Consider the following 16,979-nt stretch of genomic DNA (forward strand, 5'->3'; position numbering starts at 1 on the left):
CGCAACGTCACCGCCCTTTCAGTTTCCCCGGAGATCACAACGCCATGCGTAACAACACCCGCCTGCTGTACACCGCCTTTCTGGCGCAGGTTGCTCAGCTCAATCAGGTCGGCGACGCCACCCTGTCCTTCAACGTGGATCCGGCCGTGCAGCAGACGCTGGAACAGCGCACGCAGGAATCCAGCGAGTTCCTGTCCCGTATCAACATGATCGGCGTGGAGGAACTGAAGGGCGAAAAGGTCGGTATCGGCGTCAGCGGCACCATCGCCAGCCGCACCGACACCACCGGAGCCGGCGTGCGCACGCCGCGCGACGTGGGCCAGCTGGATGCCAACGACTACGAGTGCAAGCAGACCGATTTCGATACCGCCATCCGCTACTCGCAGCTCGACGCCTGGGCACACCGTCCGGAGTTCCAGACGCTGCTGCGCGATGCCATCGTGCGTCGTCAGGCGCTGGACCGCCTGCTGATCGGCTTCAACGGCGTCAGCGCCGCTGCGACGACCAACCGCGCCACCAATCCGCTGCTGCAGGACGTGAACATCGGTTGGCTGCAGCAGTACCGTGCACATGCGCCGCAGCGCGTGATGGACGAAGGCCAGACCGCTGGCAAGGTGGTGATCGGCTCCGGCGGTACCGCCGACTACAAGAACCTCGACGCGCTCGTGTACGACGCCGTGAGCACGCTGATCGACCCGTGGCACCGCCGCGACCCCGGCCTGGTCGTCGTGGTCGGCCGGAACCTGCTGCACGACAAGTATTTCCCGCTGGTCAACGACAACCAGACCCCGACCGAGAAGCTGGCCACGGACGTGATCCTGTCGCAGCGCCGCATCGGCGGCCTGCAGGCGGCGGAGGTGCCCTACTGCCCGGACGATGCGCTGTTCATCACCACGCTGGACAACCTGTCGCTGTACTGGCAGCGCGGTGGCCGCCGTCGCTACCTCAAGGAAGAGCCGGAGAAGAACCGGGTGGCCAACTACGAGCAGTCCAACGATGCCTACGTGATCGAGGACTACGGTCGCGGCTGCCTGGTCGAGAAGATCGAGATCGCGGAGTAAACCGCCATGGCACAGAGTCCCGCCAAGCGCCACCTGACCCGCGTTCTCGCGGCACAGGAGGCAAGCAAGGCCGCCAACGGCGCGCTCCGCGCCGGTGGCACGGTCTTCGAGCAGCACATGATGCTGCTGCAGGAACACCGGCTGCGTCTGAAACAGATCCAGTCGGCCGAGGCCAAGGCGACGTACAAGGCCGGTGCGCTGCATGAGTTCTCCGACTACCTCGACGGCGTTCTCAAAGCGGACGCAGGCGGCGACGATGAGGTGGTCACCACGGTGATGCTGTGGGCCATCGACGCGGGCCTGTATGCCGCAGCGTTGGGCGTTGCCGAGTACGTGCTGCGGCACAAGCTGGCCATGCCGGACCGATTCAGCCGCACCACGGGCTGCGTCATCGCCGAGGAGATCGCCGAGGCGGCGCTGGCAGCTCATGCCACCGGCAAGACCTTCGAGGCCGGCGTGCTGGGAATGGCGCTGCGCATGACGGCCGATCAGGACATGCCGGACGAAGTGCGCGCCAAGCTTCACCTGGCCATGGGCCGCGACGTGCTTCGCAGCTGCACCGACGAAGCGCCCGCCAGCATCTTCGAGCTGGAGGAATGCGTGGCAAGCCTGAAACGCGCCATCGAGCTGCACGGCAGCTGCGGTGGCAAGAAGGATCTGGAGCGTGCCGAACGCCTCCTGAAGAAACAGACCGCCGCTGCAGACACCGCAGCAGCCAAGTCCGACAACCCCGAAGGTGACGCCAAGGCCGACAGCGCCGACGCCGCCAAGGGTGCGTCCGACAACGCAGGCGGCTAACCGAGCGTCCCCGCGACCCCGCCGGCTCGGGGCTGATCCGTAACGTCTCTCTCCCGTTGCGGTGAAGCCCCGACCACCGGCGAACTTATCGAGTGCACATGAGCGGTCTGGTCTACAACGGAACCCCGCAAGCCGCTGCAGCGATTACCTCGGGTGCGTTCTGGCCCGAGGTCAATCCTGACGACGTGCGCAAGTCGCATCGGCTGGACGGTTCCATTTCCGCCGAGCGTCTGCGGGCTTCGATCATCGCGGCCGTGATGATGGTCAACGATGACTTGGCCGAGTGGCGCATGCAGCGCGAAGCCGAAGGCCGCGCCGCGCTGGCCGACGTGCCCGCCGATGAGGTTGGCGGCAAGTCGCGCCTGGTCAACCTGTACCTGCGCGCCGTAGGCTGCTGTGCGGCCGCCGAGCTGACCGAGCGTTATCGATCCTTCGACGCCAACGACAGCGCCGCCCAGCGTGCTGACGATCTGACGCCATCGATCGATGAGCTGCGCCGCGATCAGCGATGGGCGATCCGCGACCTGAAAGGCATCCGTCGCGTCACGGTGGAGCTGATCTAGTGCGCGTGCACGCACGTCAGGGCGATACGCTCGATCAGATCTGTTACCGCCACCTCGGCGCCACTGCAGGCGTGGTGGAACAGACGCTGGAACTCAACCCCGGACTGGCCAAGCTCGGCACCGTGTTGCCACACGGAACCGCCGTGCAGCTCCCCACCCTCAACACCGCCCAGCTGCCCGCCAAGCGTGCGCTGGTCCAGCTATGGGACTGACCTAGTGGCCGAACCGACCTCCCCCACCCTCGCCATGCTGGCCACCGGCCTGGGCCTCGCCGCGCTGGTGCCTGGCATCGATGGTGACGCACTGATCGGCGCCTTCGCCGGAGGCACGCTGTTCGTCGTCTCCACGCCTTCGATGCCGCTGTGGCAGCGCGTGATCTATTTCCTGATCAGTGCGATTGCCGGCTACATGGCCACGCCGGATCTGCTGGCGTGGATCCCCTTCAAATCGTCCGGGCTGGCGGCGTTCTTCGCGTCGGCCGTCATCGTGTCGGTGACGCTGGCCGTGATCGAGAAAGGCAAGAAGCTCGATTTCAGCTGGTTGCGCCGTGGAGGCCCGCCCAGTGCCTGACCTGATCACCCTGCTGACCCTCGCCGCCAACGCCGCCGTGTGCGCCCGGCTGGTGACCTACCGCCGCATGCCCGGCACGCGTTACCGCATGGGCGTCAGCCTGTGCGCCTGGCTGTTGATCGCCTGCACAGGCGGGCAAGCCCTGCAGATCCTGCTGATCGGCGCGCGAGCGCATCCGAACCTCTGGCAGCTCGGCGTCCTGCTGGTGCTGGCCATCCTGTCATTCCGTGCACGCGGCAACGTGGCGCGCATCCTGAAGGTGGACTGATGGTCACCCCGCAACTCCTGTCACAGATCATGCAGTGCCCGCTCGCACGCGCCGAGCGTTGGAATGAAGCACTCAGCGCGGCCATGCGCGAGTTCGGGATCAACACCAAACGTCGCGCCGCGCACTTCTACGCGCAGACCGGCCACGAAAGCCTGAGCCTGTCCAAGATCGAGGAAGGCCTGAGCTATTCGCACGCGCGCCTCATGGAGGTGTGGGGTCACCGCATCACGCTCGCCGACGCACCTAAGTACGTGCGCAACCCGCAGGCACTGGCGAACCTGGTCTATGCCGGGCGCGGCGGCAACGGCAACGTGGCCAGCGGCGACGGCTGGCGCTATCGCGGGCGCGGCCCGATCCAATGCACGCTCAAGGATCAGTACGCCGCTATCGGCGCCATGCTGGGCCTGCCGCTGGTGCAGCAGCCGGATCTGCTGTTCGACATCGCTACCGGCGCCCGTGCAGCGGCTGCCTACTGGAAGCTCAACAACCTCAACCTGCTGGCCGACGCCAACGACACCGTGGGCCTGTCCAAGCGGATCAACCTGGGCAACGCGAAGGCCAAGCGTCCCGCCGAAGGCCAAGCCGACCGCATCACGCGCACCAATCGCGCCCTCGCCCTGCTGGGAGCCTGATCCATGCCCTCGCCCCGCGCCATCGTCACCCTGCTGATCCTGCTGGTCATCGCTGCCCTGATTGGTGGCGGGGTCTGGCAGCAGAGCCGCATCGACGCCGCCAAGAACGCAACGCGCAGCGCGGAGAACCGCCTGCGCGCCGTGGAGGGCGAACGGGACACGGCACGCGAGGAAACGCGCCTGGCGCGCGAGAACGTGCGTGTGGTGACGAAGTACGTGGACCGCGTGGAGACCGTCTACGTGGCCGGCAAGACCATCACCAAGGAGATCCCGGTTTATGTCACCCCGGAAGCTGACGCCGCTTGCACTGTTCCTCTTGGCTTCGTGCGCATCCATGACGCCGCCGCCGCCAACACCCCCCCGGAACCCGCCCCCGGAGATCCTGATGCGCCCGCCGCCGGCATTGCGCTCTCTGCCGTCGCCGAAACCGTCGCCGACAATTACACGCAGTACCACGCGCTCGGCGAGCAGTTGATCGGCCTGCAGGACTACGTGCGCACCTCGTGCCCGGCGGCACAGGCCAGCCCGTGAACAAGCCGCAGTCCCTGCGCGACTTCCTGACGGGCGCGATCCGCGAGCTGCAGGAAAGTCCGGACCGCCTGCTGGTGTTCATCACCGGCGGCAGCCTGGCGTCCACGTTGGCGCCGGGCCGGTCCTTCGAGTACCGCTATACCCTCAAGCTGGTCATCACCGATTTCGGGCTGCATCCGGACGCGGTGATGGTGCCGCTGCTGGACTGGCTGCGCATCCACCAGCCCGAGCTGCTGGCCAACCCCGCCCTGCGCGATCAGGTTCGCTTCGAGGCCGAAGTGCTGGCCAACGACAAGGTGGATCTGGAGCTGACACTGCCGCTCACTGAGCGCGTGGGCGTGCATAAGCAGGAAGACGGCACGGTGCATGTCGAGCATTACCCGGAGCCGGAGATCCCTGGCGACTACCCACCGCGGCATTGGCAGCTGTATCTGCGCCCCGGCGAGATCCTGATCGCCGAATGGGACGCGCCGGCCACCTGGCCCGTGGATGGATGACCTGCAGCAGCTGGAGGACTGGCTGGAGCCGCTGCTGGCGCAGATGGCGCCGGCCGCTCGCTCCGCGCTCGCCCGCCGCATCGGCAACGCGCTGCGCAAGCACGAAAGCGAGCGCATCCGCCGGCAGACCGAGCCTGATGGCCAGCCCTTCGCGCCACGTAAGCCGCAGCGGCTGCGTGCACGTGCCGGTCAGATCAAACGCGGCGTGATGTTCAAAAAGCTGCGGCAGGCGCGGCACCTCAAGATCAGCGCCAATCCCAACGAGGTGACCGTGGGTTTCCTCGGCCGCGTGTCACACATCGCGCGCATTCACCAAGAGGGCCGCATGGATCGCGTGCGTCCCGAAGGTCCGCGCGTGCGGTATGAGCGCCGTCGGCTGCTGGGTTTCTCCCCCGAAAACCGCGAACTGGTGCGCAACCTGCTGCTGGATCACTTCGGGTCCGTGTAGCCGAACGCGTAACACGCCATGTGCGTGTTCGCCCTTACGCGCGCGCAAGACCCTAACGGGAACCTCCTGCTTCCCGGCGCGCCATGTCCACCTTCACCGCAGTCGATCTCTCGCGCCTCCCGGCACCGGCCGTGGTCGAGCCGCTTGACTTCGAGTCCATCTTCGGCGGCATGCTGGCCGAGCTGCGCGCGCTTGATCCGCAGTTCGATGCACTGACCGAATCAGACCCCGCCTACAAGATCCTGCAGGTGGTCGCCTATCGCGAACTCAACCTGCGCCAGCGCGTCAACGACGCCGCGCGCGGCGTGATGCTCGCCTATGCCACCGGGTCGGACCTGGACCAGCTCGGCGCGCTGTTCGGTGTGGAGCGCTACCAGCTCACCGAAGGCGACCCGGACAACAGCATCCCGCCGACCTACGAGACGGACGCGGACTTTCGTCGCCGCATCCAGCTGGCGCCTGAGGGTTTCAGCGTTGCCGGCCCCGAGGGCGCGTATATCTTCCATGCGCTCAACGCCGATGCGGACGTGCTGGACGCCAGTGCGACTAGCCCCACGCCGGGCGAGGTGGTGGTCACCGTGCTGGCGCGCACCGGCACGGGCGCCCCGTCGCCGGAGCTGATCGCCGACGTGGCCGCTGCCCTGGCATCGGACAACGTGCGCCCGATGACCGATCACGTCACCGTGCAGGGCGCGGAGATCGTCAACTTCGCCGTGGTGGCGCGCGTGTACACCTACGCCGGTCCGGACTCGGCGCTGGTGCTGGCCGAATCGCTGCAGCGGCTTGAGCGGTACATCGAAGAATCGCACCGACTCGGCCGTGACGTGCCTCTGTCGGGCATCTACTCCGTGCTGCACACCGAGGGCGTGCAGCGCGTGGAGATCGATCTGCCCGCCGCTGACGTGGCGATTAGCCGCACGCAGGCCTCCCACTGCACGTCCGTCACCGTTACGCATGGCGGCGTCGATGAGTAGCCTGCTGCCGCCGAACGCCAGCAAGGCAGAGCGCGCTCTGGAAAGCGCGACCGCGCGCATCGGCGCCGTGCCTGTGCCCATCACGGACCAATGGGACCCGGACAAGATCGCGCTCGGGCTCTTGCCTTGGCTGGCCTGGGCGCTGTCGATCGATGCCTGGCGCAGCAGCTGGCCGGAACACATCAAGCGCGCTCGCGTGCGCAATGCCATCGAGATCCAGCGCGCCAAGGGAACCGCCAACAGCGTTCGGCAGGTGGTCGCCGCATTCGGCGGCAACGTGCAGTTGCGCGAGTGGTGGCAGAAGTCACCGCCCGGCCCACCGCACACCTTCGAGATGGTGCTGAACCTCTCCGGCGAAGGCGGCGAGACCGCCTCCGCGCAGTTCGTTGACGACGTGATCGCGGAGGTGGAGCGCACCAAGCCCGTCCGCTCGCACTACACCTTCACCCAAGGCGTGCAGAGCGTCGGGGGCATCGGCATCTGCGCGCGTTCGCGTGTGGCGTCGTATCGCCGCCTGACGCTGCAGGCCGTGAACCCATAGGAGCCGCAGTGTCCGCCCTTCCGTTCTACCTGACCCCCGCCGGCCGCGCGAAGCTCGTCAACGCGCAGAACACCGGCACCAACGGCTTCGAGATCACGCACGTCGGCGTAAGTTCGTCCGGCACCGGTGTCGCTGGTGGCGCCCTCGTGGGCGAGATCAAGCGCCTGACCACCTTCGCAGGCGAAGCCGTGGCAGACGACACGATCCACATCACCATCCGCGACGATAGCGATAGCGTGTACCCGCTCCGGGCGTTCGCACTGTACGCCGACGACGGCACGCTGATCGGTGGCTATTGGCAGGCCGGCGTGATCATGGAGAAGTCCGCGCAGGCCATGCTGCTGCTGTCCACGGATATCCAGTTCCTCGATCTGAACATCACCAACGTGACTTTTGGGGACAGCAACTGGCTGAACCCACCGGCCACAACCGAACGGATGGGTGTGTTGGAGCTGGCGACCAATGGAGAAACGGACGCGGGCACCGACGCGCAGCGGGGTGTCACCCCGGCCGGTCTCAAGTACGCGTTGGATACCCGATTCGGTGCAGGTGCACCGACCGCCTTCGTCAAGACGCTGCTCAACCTGGCATCGGCTGCTCTCTTCCGCACCGCGCTGGAGCTGGGCACCGCTGCCACGCGCAACATGGGCGCGGGCAATGGTCTGGATGCGGACCTGCTGGACGGCCAGCAGGGCGCGTATTACAGGGACTACGCCAACCTCACCAACAAGCCGCCGACCTTTCCGCCGTCCGCGCACGGGCACGCCTGGGGCGATCTGAGCGGCGTTCCTGCCTTCGCCTCCCGGTGGCCCACGTACGCAGAGGTCACCGACAAGCCAGCCAGCTACCCGCCTTCTGCGCACACGCATGCCGCCGGTGATATCACTTCGGGCACATTCGCCGACGCCCGAATTCCGGCGCTGGCGATCAGCAAGACCACCGGCCTGCAGACGGCGCTGGACGGCAAGTCGCCCGTGGCCCATACGCACGATTGGGCTGCCATCGACAACAAGCCCGGCACCTATCCCCCGTCTGCACACTCGCACGCCATCGCCGAGATCGTGGGTCTGATCGCCGCACTGGCCGCGAAGGCTGACGCCGCACACACGCACGCCGCTGGTGATATCACCTCGGGCACGCTCGCTGCTGAGCGCATCCCCGCGCTTCCGATCAGCTTGATCACCAACCTGCAGACGATTCTGGATGCGGTGGTGCGCAAGGATGCGAACCAGAACACCATTCCCGCCAGCATGACCGATTGGCGCCTAGCGGCTGGTACCGCCGAAGGCAACGACATTCTGCAGCTGCGCCTGCAGTCCGGCGGTGCGTTCAGCACGGCGCGCGGCGCCATCCTCGAACTCAACGGCGCCAATGCTGCGAGCAACGGCGGCGGCTGGCGACTGCTGGGCGCGGCGGGTAGCCAATCCGTGATCTCCGGCGGCGCCGGCTCCACGGTGACCTTCCAGACCGCCACGTACAACTTCACCAGTGCACTGCAGGTCAACAGCTTCCCCGTCTGGCACGCCGGCACCTTCACGCCGACCAACATCCCCACGCAGACCGGCGATCTGCTGGTAAGCAAGGCAAGCTCCATCATCGGCATTGGTGTGAGTGGCGGCCGCAACGGTGGTATGTGCAACTTCGCCAACGATGGTATTGGCGACGTTGGCCTGTTCAGTGAGTACGCTGACGGCCGCCTGCGCATGCGTCCGAACGGCCGGTTGAGCGCCACCGGCGAACTGTCAGTATCGATCACGGGCGCCACATGGAACGGCAACGCCATGTGGCACGCCGGCAATTTCGATCCCGCTTCCAAGGCGAACAGCGCGCACACCCATGCGGCCGGAGACGTGACCAGTGGCACGTTTGCAGCCGCACGTATCTCTGTGGCCAGCGTCACGCAGCACCAGTCGGCGCTTTCCATCGGCTGGACGCAGGTGTTCGACGCCGGCACGCTGGGTGAATGGCGCACCATCTCGCCGTCCACGAAGATCAGCGTCAACGGCTCTTTCGCGGATGCTGCCGGCACAAACCCCGAGTACAAAGCCGGCAATAGCAGCTTCGACTGCAACGACATGCCGGTGGGCACTCGGGCGCTGGTGTCTCAGGTGGGCAACCTCAACCTGCCCCCGGCGGTCGCGGGTGTTTCGTTCTGGTACGTGGAATGCCGCAACAGCTACACCGGCGCCACCACGCGACAGCAAACCGCATGGGCCTACAACGGCAGCGCAGCAGAGCTGTGCACGCGTCACCTGCAGGGCGGCACCTGGTCGGCGTGGGCGCGCAGCTGGTCATCCGCCAACTTCGATCCGAACTCGAAAGCGCCCGTCAACAATCCAGTGTTCACGGGCGTCGTGACGGCGCCGGTATTCGACCAAGGGTCTGCCCGCCGACTCAAGAAGGACATTGAGGATCTGCACCCCGATGATGCGCTGGCCGACATCATGGCGGTGGCCTTCAAGACGTACGCGCTGCGCAGCGACGGCAGCCTGCAGCGGGGCGTGATCGCCGATGATCTGCTGGATGGCCCGCTGGGATTCGCTGTGCGGCTCAATGAGCATGGACAGCCTGAGGCGGTCAACTATCAGGTGTTGTTCGTGACCGCGTGCGCTGCCCTGCAGTGCCTGACCGAGCGCGTCGCTGTGCTGGAGAAGCGGTCACGACATGGCTAAGAACATCCGCAGCGGCGGCGTTGACTTTGACGATCTGTTCGACCCCGACGTGATGGGGGACGGCCCCTCGGCAACGTTCCTGAAATCTGGCGGCGTGCCGCTCAAGTACGCCGCACTGAGCTACGGCACGAAGCGTGCGGACGTGGGCTACAGGGACAGTGCCGACGTTGACGTATCGAACCTGTGGGCCGCGAAGGGCACGGCCCTGTACTCGTTGCCCATCAACGGCCAGCGCTACCGCGTGAGCAATATCGTGCCGCCTGGACAACAGGGCAGCGCGGCGTGCCGCTTTCGCCTGACGGACACCGGCGAATATCGAGTGATCCGCACGCGCACGCACGGCGCGGCGCTCCCAGATATTGTCGGCACATTCGTGCCGGCCGGAAGCGTGGCCGCCGACTTCCGCGTCCGCTACACCCTCACGCACACCGGAGGCAGTGTCGTCGGACAGGCCGCGAACACGGCCCCGGTCTTCAGCGCCATCGGCGCGACGACAGACGTGACGGTTTCCGTGGGACCTTCGGGGCCTTCTAGCGGAACGCGCAACTCCTTCGATACGATCCTGATCGAGATCCAGCGCATCGCAACAGGCGCCCTCGTTTCGTCAACGACGATCTACTTCGAGACTGAGACGGACGGCTCTGCGTAGTCGAGCCGTGTAGCCGCCGCGCATACAGACGGCGGCGCGTGTCCGGCCTCGCGCGCGCAAGCACCATGCGGGAATGGAAAGCGCCCGCGATATCCCGCGTCAGTCACTGAATCAGATCCGCCTTGGCACCGTCGCCGAGGTGGATCTGGCGCGTGCGCTGTGCCGCGTGTCCACGGGCGAGATCGTCACCGATTTCATTCCGTGGCTGGTGCCGCGTGCCGGTGCCGTCATCGAGTGGTCCGCACCGAGCGCGGGCGAGCAGGTGATGGTGCTGGCACCGGGCGGCGACGTGAACAGCGCGGTGGCCGTGCGCGGCATCTACTCCAACCAGCACCCTGCCCCGGCGCACGGCGAAGCGCTGCACCTGGTCAAGTATCCGGACGGCGCGCTGATCCAGTACGACCACGCCAGCCATGCGTTGACCGCAACGCTGCCCGGCGGCGGCACGGCGGAGATCACCGCCGATGGCGGCGTGACGATCAATGGCCCGCTGACCGTCAACGGTGACACGCAGATAAATGGCGACACCGGCGTCAGCAAGACGCTGACGGCGCAGACCGACGTGATCGGCGGCGGCAAGAGCCTCAAGAATCACAGACACACCGGCGTGCAGACCGGCGGTGGCGTGTCGGGACCGCCGCAGTGAGGGGCGTAAGCGCCACCACGGGCCGCGCGATCGAAGGCGAGGCGCACCTGCGTCAGTCCATCGCCGACATTCTCACAACGCCACTGGGCACGCGCGTGATGCGCCGCGATTACGGCTCGCTGTTGCCCGAACTGATCGACGCGCCGTTCAACGGCACCACCCGCGTGCAGCTCTACGGCGCCGTGGCCACCGCCCTGCTGCGCTGGGAGCCGCGAATCGTGCTTACCAGCGTGCAGATCTCGCCCGGCACGGAGCCGGGAACCTTCCTCGTTGACGTGCAAGGCCAGCGCACCGACGTGCCGGCGTCCAATGAGTACACGCGCCTGCAGATCCCTCTCAACTTCCGCACCAACTGACCCGCCCCGGAGAATCACCATGTCCGACCAGTACCACCACGGCGTTCGCGTCATCGAGATCAACGAGGGCGTGCGTCCCATCCGCACCGTGTCCACGGCCATCGTTGGCCTGGTCGCCACTGCCACCGATGCGGTCGCCGCCGCCTTCCCGCTCAACAAGCCCGTGTTGCTGACCAATGTGCGCGCCGCCATCGCCAACGCAGGCGTACAGGGCACGCTGGCCAAGAGCCTGCAGGCCATTGCCGATCAGGCCGACCCCGTTGTGGTGGTCGTACGCGTGGAGGCCGGCGCCACCGATTCGGACACCACCACGAATGTGATCGGCGCCAGCGACGCAGGTGCCTACACCGGCATGCAGGCGCTGCTGGCCGCACAGGCGCAGCTGGGCGTCACCCCGCGCATCCTGGGCGCGCCGGGCCTCGACACGCAGCCGGTGGCGGCCGCCCTCGCCGTGGTCGCGCAGAAGCTGCGCGCGATGGCCTACGTGAGCGCCGGTGCCGCTTCCACGAAGGAAGACGCGGCGGAGTACCGCGAAGAGTTCGCCGCGCGCGAACTCATGGTGATCTGGCCGGACTTCGTGGCGTGGGATACCACCACCAGCACCAGCGTGCCCGCCTTCGCCGTAGCCCGCGCGCTCGGCCTGCGCGCAAAGATCGACGCCGAGCAGGGTTGGCACAAGACGCTCTCCAACGTGGCGGTGAACGGCGTCACCGGTCTGAGCCGGGATGTTTTCTTCGACCTGCAGAACCCGGCTACCGATGCGGGCTACCTCAACGCCGCCGACGTGACCACGCTGATCAACTTCACCGGCTACCGTTTCTGGGGTTCGCGCACCTGCTCGGATGAACCGCTGTTCGCCTTCGAGTCGGCCGTGCGCACCGCGCAGGTACTGCAGGACACCATCGCCGAGGGCGTGGCCTGGGCCATCGACAAGCCCATGCACCCCACCCTCGTGCGCGACATCGTGGAATCGATCAACGCCAAGCTGCGCGAAATGATCGCCTCGGGCTACCTGATCGGCGGCTCTGCCTGGTACGACGAAACGCAGAACACCGAGGCAACGCTGTCGGGCGGAAAGCTCTACATCGACTACGACTACACGCCGGTGCCGCCGCTGGAGGACCTGACCCTGCGTCAGCGCATCACCAGTCGTTACCTCGCCACCTTCGCCGCTGCGGTGACGGGCTAACCCCCGTCGCCTCGCCCTTCGCCCTTTCTGGAGACTGATCCATGTCCCTGCCCCGCAAGCTCAAAAATCTCAACCTGTTCGGCGATGGCGAAAGCTTCCTCGGCCAAGTCGTCTCGGTGAAGCTTCCAACCCTGACCCGCATCATGGAGGCCTACCGCGGTGGCGGCATGAACGGCCCCGTGAAGATCGATCAGGGTCAGGACGCGCTGGAGATCGAGTCCACCTTCGGTGGCTTCATGCGCCCCATCGTGCGCCAGTACGCCACCACCCGGCACGACGCCGTGCAGCTGCGTTTCGTCGGCGCCTACCAGCGCGACGACACGGCGGCGGTGGACGCCGTGGAGATCGTCGTGCGCGGTCGGCACGAAGAGATCGACATGGGCGAAGGCAAGCCCGGCGAAGACACCGAGTTCAAGGTCAAGACCGCGTGCAGCTACTACAAGCTCACGGTCAACGGTCGCACCGAGATCGAGATCGACCTGGTGAACATGATCGAGATCGTCAACGGCGTGGACCGCCTCGCTGCACAGCGCCGAGCCATCGGCGTTGCCTGATCCTCACCGGCCCGGCGCAAGCCGGGCCTCTTCCCTTCCCTGAGAGAGAGACGTTATGTCCAAAGAGAACGAAGCCCCGGCGCTGGCCGCCACCGCATTGGCTGCCACCGCTGCCGCCACGCGCAAGCCCGTCCTGCGCAGCGTGACGCTGCAGGAGCCGATCCAGCGCGGCGAGCAGACCATCGCCCGCGTGGACGTACGCAAGCCGCGTGCCGGCGAACTGATGGGCGTGCAGCTGGCCATGCTGGTGGCCATGGACGTGGGCGCACTGACCACCGTGCTGCCGCGCGTCACGCTGCCCACGCTGCTGCCGCACGAAGTGGCCAACCTCGATCCGGCCGATCTGCTCGCGCTGGGCATGGAGGTGTCGGGTTTTTTCGTGACGCAGGCGGATCTGGCATCCCTGCCCGCGTAGAGGACGCGATGGCGGACGTCGCGGCCATCTTCCATTGGCCGCCCACCGTCATGGCTGACTGGAGCGTGGAAGAACTCATGCAGTGGCGCGAGCGCGCCCGTTTACGGAGTGGAGCGGAGTAGTGGTAATGTGCGCGCATGGTCATCGTCCTCTCCCTGGTGTTCGCGCTGCTGATCGGCGCCGCCTCGTTTCTCGCACTGGCGCCGGTGTATCGGCGCATCGGCGATGCCGTGCACGGCACGCAGGACCGCGACGCGCCGTAACCGCGCACGGAGCCGGCTGATATGGCCGGCGATAACCTCAAGCTCTCGGTGCTGCTGGCGGCTGTCGATAAGGCCACCGGCCCCTTCCGTCGCATCATGGCCGGCAGCAAGGGCGTTTCCGCTGCCATCCTCAAGTCCCAGACCGCGCTGCGCCAGCTCAACGAGCAGCAGCGCGGGATGGACAGTTTCCGTCGTCTGGAGACGCAGGCCTCGCAGACCTCGCAGCAGCTGCAGGCGCAGCGCCGCGTGCTGGCCGAACTCACGGCGCAGTACAACCAGCTCGACGCGCCCACGAAAAGGCAGACGCGCGAGCTGAAACAGCAGGCCGCCGAAGTCGGCCGCCTGGTCGCCATCGAGCAGCGGCAGAACACGCAGCTGGCGGGCCAGCGTCAGGCGCTCGCCGCCGCCGGAATCGAGGGCAGCCGCTTTGCCGTGCACCAGCGCCGCCTGTCCGGCGATATCGATCAGGCCAACCGCAAGCTGAAAGATCAGCACGCCCAGCTCACACGCCTCAAGCGCGCCAGCGAGCAGGCGCAGAAGATCCACCGCGCCGGCATGACCGCATCGCTGCACGGCGCCGGCATGCTGTTCGCTGGCCAGCGTGCCCTGCGCGCTGAAATGCTGCCGCTGGCCACCGCCATGGACTTCGAGTCCGCCATGGCCGACGTGCGCAAGGTCGTGGACTTCGACACGCCGGAGCAGTTCGCGGCGATGGGGCGCGACGTGCAGGATCTTTCCCGCCGCCTGCCGATGCTGCCGACAGAGATCGCCAAGATCGTGGCGGCCGCCGGACAGGCGAGCATCGCGCGCAACGAGCTGCTGCTGTTCACCGAGGACGCGGTGAAGATGGGCGTGGCGTTCGACACCACGGCCGAGGATGCCGGCCAGACGATGGCCACGTGGCGCACGGCGTTCCGCATGGGCCAGCGCGACGTTGTACAGCTGGCGGACCGGATCAACTACCTGGGCAACACCGGCCCGGCCAGCGTGCAGAAGATCTCCGACGTGGTGAACCGGATCGGCGCGCTGGGCGAAGTCGCCGGCCTGCAGTCTGGCCCGCTGGCGGCGATGGCGGCCACGGTTGCCGGCATGGGCATCCAGTCGGAAGTCTCGGCCACGGGCATCAAGAACATGCTGCTCACGCTGGCGTCGGGATCGGCTGCCACGAAGCGCCAGCGCGCTGCCATGAAGGCCATCGGCGTTGACGCGGTGGACATGTCCAAGCGCATGCAGGATGACGCTGGCGGCGCGATCATGTTCGTGCTGGAGAAGCTGCGGCAGCTGCCGAAGTTCCAGCAGGCCGCGACGATGACGACGCTGTTTGGGCGCGAGTCCATCGGCGCCATCGCACCGCTGCTGACCAACCTCGAACTGCTGGCCACCAACTTCGACAAGGTGACCGACGCGCAGAAGTACGCCGGCAGCATGGAGGCCGAGTACGCCTCCCGCGTGTCCACCTCCGCCAACACGCTGCAGCTGCTGAAGAACACCACCATGGTGCTGGCCCAGTCCATCGGCGCCACGCTGATTCCCGACTTCAAGGTGTTTGCCGAGCGCACCGGCGCGGTGGTCGGCCGCATCGTGGAGTGGATCCGCGCCAACCCCGAGCTGGTGCGCGGAATCGCGCGCGTGGTGGTCGGCGGCACTGCCCTGGCCACGCTGCTGGGGGGCCTGCTCATGACGGGCGGTTTCGCGGCGATGGCGTTCTCGCAGATCCACCGCGCCGTTGCGATCCTGAGCGGCGGTAAGGGTCTCGGCGCACTGCTGCAGTCTGGTGGCCAGCTTGCCGGCCGCGTACTGCCGTGGATCTTCAACGGTGCGCGCATGCTGCTGCCGATCCTGGGCGGTATCAGTGCGCCGGTGCTGGCCATCGGCGCGGCCGTGGCCGTCGTCGCTGCGCTGGTGTGGCGCTACTGGCAGCCGATCAAGGCCTTCATGCTCGGTGTATGGCAGGGGCTTACCGAGGCCGCCGGTCCGGTGCTGGAAGAGATCCGCACCGCGCTCGCGCCGCTGGCGCCGGTCTGGAACCTGATCAGCGACGCCGCCGGCAAGCTGTGGGGCGTGCTGCGCGAGCTGTTCACGCCGTTTCAGGCCACCAACGAGCAGCTGGCCAGCGCCACTGGCCACGGCCGCAGCTTCGGCCGCGTGCTGGGCGCCGTGTTGACGCTACAGGTACGGCTGGCCGTCAAGGCGCTGGGATGGCTGGTCACGGGCTTCCTGACGGTGCACCGCGTCGTTTCGCGCGTTCTGGGCGGCATCGTCAGCTACGTGCGCGGCTTCGGCGCGCTGCTGTCCGGCGTGTTCTCCGGCGACCTGGGCAAGGTCCGCGCTGGCGTGCAGGCCATGTGGTCGGGCGTCAATGCCGTCATGGCGGGCTGGCCGGCGCGCCTGCAGACCGCTGGCGGCCGTCTCGTGCGCTCCATGGCGCTCGGCATCGCCCAGCGTGCCGGCGCCGTCCTGAGCGCTGCGCGTGCGCTGTGGGGCCAGCTGCAGGCCTACCTCGGGGGCGCGTGGTCAGCGCTGGCGGGACTGTTCACCGCCGATCCTGGCCGCGTGCGCGCTGGACTGCAGGCCATGTGGTCTGCCGCCAACGCCGTGCTGACCGGCTGGCCGGCGCGGCTCCTGCAGGTGGGCGTGCAGCTGGTGGCCGCCATCGGCCGAGGCATCGCCCAGCGCACCGATGGCGTGCTGCTCTCGCTGGCCTCGCTGTGGCTGCGCATGCGCGCGATGGTGCGCGATGCGTGGCTGGCGATCACCGGGTTGTTTGCAGGCGACGGCGGCCGCGTGCGTGCCGGCCTGCAGGCCATGTGGACGTCGATCAACAGCGTGCTGGCCGGCTGGCCGGCGAAGATGATGCAAGCCGGCGTCAACCTGGTCACCGGCCTGATCACCGGGATCAGGTCGATGCTCGGCAAGGCGAACGATGCGGTGGCCAGCGTCGGCACTGGCGTGATCACGCGCTTCAAGTCGCTGCTCGGCATCCGCAGTCCGTCGCGCGTATTCACGCAGCTGGGCGGCTTCACCATGCAGGGCTTCGCCAACGGCCTGCTGCGCGCACAAGGCGGCCCACTGAGCGCGATGCAGGGCATGGGCGAGCGCCTGCAGCGCATCGGGGCCGGCGTGGCCATGAGCGCCGCTGTGGCGTCCCCGGCGATGGCCATCGACAACCGGCCGCCGGTCATCGCAGCCCCGCGCGCCGCGCCGGCAGCGGCCGGCGACAGCTTCACCATCAACATCTATCCCCGCTCCGGTGTCGATGCGCAGGAGATCGCGGTGATGGTGCGTGCCGAGATTGAACGCTGCCAGCGCGACAAGCACGCGCGCGATCGATCCCGGCTCACTGACGACTAAC

22 protein-coding genes are annotated in these 16,979 nt (G+C 67.3%); all 22 read left to right on the plus strand.

The window, feature by feature from the left end; genetic code table 11:
• Positions 1-44: 44 nt before the first annotated feature.
• Positions 45-1,061, plus strand: a complete 1,017-nt coding sequence (locus IB225_RS05875; RefSeq protein WP_192310259.1) for a phage major capsid protein, P2 family — start codon at positions 45-47, stop codon at positions 1,059-1,061.
• Positions 1,062-1,067: 6 nt separating this feature from the next.
• Complete coding sequence (gene gpM, locus IB225_RS05880) at positions 1,068-1,859, plus strand: phage terminase small subunit (RefSeq protein WP_192310260.1); 792 nt, start codon at positions 1,068-1,070, stop codon at positions 1,857-1,859.
• Positions 1,860-1,957: 98 nt separating this feature from the next.
• Complete coding sequence (locus tag IB225_RS05885) at positions 1,958-2,422, plus strand: head completion/stabilization protein (protein WP_192310261.1); 465 nt, start codon at positions 1,958-1,960, stop codon at positions 2,420-2,422.
• On the plus strand, positions 2,422-2,634 hold the full coding sequence (locus tag IB225_RS05890; protein WP_192310262.1) for a tail protein X: 213 nt from the start codon (positions 2,422-2,424) through the stop codon (positions 2,632-2,634). The genes IB225_RS05885 and IB225_RS05890 overlap by 1 nt, the downstream gene beginning before the upstream one ends.
• Positions 2,635-2,638: 4 nt before the next feature.
• On the plus strand, positions 2,639-2,992 hold the full coding sequence (locus IB225_RS05895; RefSeq protein WP_192310263.1) for a putative holin: 354 nt from the start codon (positions 2,639-2,641) through the stop codon (positions 2,990-2,992).
• Positions 2,985-3,260: a phage holin family protein gene (locus tag IB225_RS05900; protein WP_192310264.1), complete on the plus strand. Its 276-nt coding sequence runs from the start codon at positions 2,985-2,987 to the stop codon at positions 3,258-3,260. The genes IB225_RS05895 and IB225_RS05900 overlap by 8 nt, the downstream gene beginning before the upstream one ends.
• The gene (locus tag IB225_RS05905) at positions 3,260-3,892 is read left to right on the plus strand and encodes a glycoside hydrolase family 19 protein (RefSeq protein ID WP_192310265.1); all 633 of its coding nucleotides are present in this window, start codon (positions 3,260-3,262) and stop codon (positions 3,890-3,892) included. Before IB225_RS05900 ends, IB225_RS05905 begins: the two co-directional genes overlap by 1 nt.
• Positions 3,893-3,913: 21 nt before the next feature.
• Complete coding sequence (locus IB225_RS05910; protein ID WP_192310862.1) at positions 3,914-4,423, plus strand: hypothetical protein; 510 nt, start codon at positions 3,914-3,916, stop codon at positions 4,421-4,423.
• Positions 4,420-4,920, plus strand: a complete 501-nt coding sequence (locus IB225_RS05915; protein ID WP_192310266.1) for a phage tail protein — start codon at positions 4,420-4,422, stop codon at positions 4,918-4,920. The genes IB225_RS05910 and IB225_RS05915 overlap by 4 nt, the downstream gene beginning before the upstream one ends.
• The gene (locus IB225_RS05920; RefSeq protein ID WP_192310267.1) at positions 4,913-5,368 is read left to right on the plus strand and encodes a phage virion morphogenesis protein; all 456 of its coding nucleotides are present in this window, start codon (positions 4,913-4,915) and stop codon (positions 5,366-5,368) included. Before IB225_RS05915 ends, IB225_RS05920 begins: the two co-directional genes overlap by 8 nt.
• Positions 5,369-5,451: 83 nt before the next feature.
• Positions 5,452-6,342, plus strand: coding sequence for a baseplate J/gp47 family protein (locus IB225_RS05925; RefSeq protein WP_192310268.1), 891 nt, complete (start codon positions 5,452-5,454; stop codon positions 6,340-6,342).
• The gene (locus IB225_RS05930) at positions 6,335-6,883 is read left to right on the plus strand and encodes a phage tail protein I (protein ID WP_192310269.1); all 549 of its coding nucleotides are present in this window, start codon (positions 6,335-6,337) and stop codon (positions 6,881-6,883) included. The genes IB225_RS05925 and IB225_RS05930 overlap by 8 nt, the downstream gene beginning before the upstream one ends.
• 8 nt (positions 6,884-6,891) lie before the next feature.
• Positions 6,892-9,555 (plus strand): pyocin knob domain-containing S74 family peptidase, encoded by a 2,664-nt coding sequence (locus IB225_RS05935; RefSeq protein ID WP_192310270.1) that lies wholly within the window; start codon positions 6,892-6,894, stop codon positions 9,553-9,555.
• Complete coding sequence (locus IB225_RS05940) at positions 9,548-10,204, plus strand: hypothetical protein (protein WP_192310271.1); 657 nt, start codon at positions 9,548-9,550, stop codon at positions 10,202-10,204. The genes IB225_RS05935 and IB225_RS05940 overlap by 8 nt, the downstream gene beginning before the upstream one ends.
• A 73-nt stretch (positions 10,205-10,277) precedes the next feature.
• On the plus strand, positions 10,278-10,850 hold the full coding sequence (locus IB225_RS05945) for a phage baseplate assembly protein V (protein WP_192310272.1): 573 nt from the start codon (positions 10,278-10,280) through the stop codon (positions 10,848-10,850).
• Complete coding sequence (locus IB225_RS05950) at positions 10,847-11,206, plus strand: GPW/gp25 family protein (RefSeq protein ID WP_192310273.1); 360 nt, start codon at positions 10,847-10,849, stop codon at positions 11,204-11,206. The genes IB225_RS05945 and IB225_RS05950 overlap by 4 nt, the downstream gene beginning before the upstream one ends.
• A gap of 19 nt (positions 11,207-11,225) precedes the next feature.
• Positions 11,226-12,395 (plus strand): phage tail sheath protein, encoded by a 1,170-nt coding sequence (locus tag IB225_RS05955; protein ID WP_192310274.1) that lies wholly within the window; start codon positions 11,226-11,228, stop codon positions 12,393-12,395.
• Positions 12,396-12,436: 41 nt separating this feature from the next.
• Positions 12,437-12,949, plus strand: coding sequence for a phage major tail tube protein (locus IB225_RS05960; protein ID WP_192310275.1), 513 nt, complete (start codon positions 12,437-12,439; stop codon positions 12,947-12,949).
• A gap of 55 nt (positions 12,950-13,004) precedes the next feature.
• Positions 13,005-13,364 (plus strand): phage tail assembly protein, encoded by a 360-nt coding sequence (locus IB225_RS05965; RefSeq protein ID WP_192310276.1) that lies wholly within the window; start codon positions 13,005-13,007, stop codon positions 13,362-13,364.
• A gap of 8 nt (positions 13,365-13,372) precedes the next feature.
• The gene (locus tag IB225_RS05970; protein WP_192310277.1) at positions 13,373-13,486 is read left to right on the plus strand and encodes a GpE family phage tail protein; all 114 of its coding nucleotides are present in this window, start codon (positions 13,373-13,375) and stop codon (positions 13,484-13,486) included.
• Positions 13,487-13,501: 15 nt separating this feature from the next.
• Positions 13,502-13,627, plus strand: a complete 126-nt coding sequence (locus IB225_RS20495; protein WP_255527970.1) for a hypothetical protein — start codon at positions 13,502-13,504, stop codon at positions 13,625-13,627.
• A 21-nt stretch (positions 13,628-13,648) separates the two neighbouring features.
• Entirely contained in the window at positions 13,649-16,978 is a 3,330-nt protein-coding gene (locus IB225_RS05975) for a phage tail tape measure protein (RefSeq protein ID WP_192310278.1), read from the plus strand.
• Position 16,979: the final 1 nt, after the last annotated feature.

This window comes from Pseudoxanthomonas sp. PXM02, assembly GCF_014851805.1.
Classification (GTDB): Bacteria; Pseudomonadota; Gammaproteobacteria; order Xanthomonadales; family Xanthomonadaceae; genus Pseudoxanthomonas_A.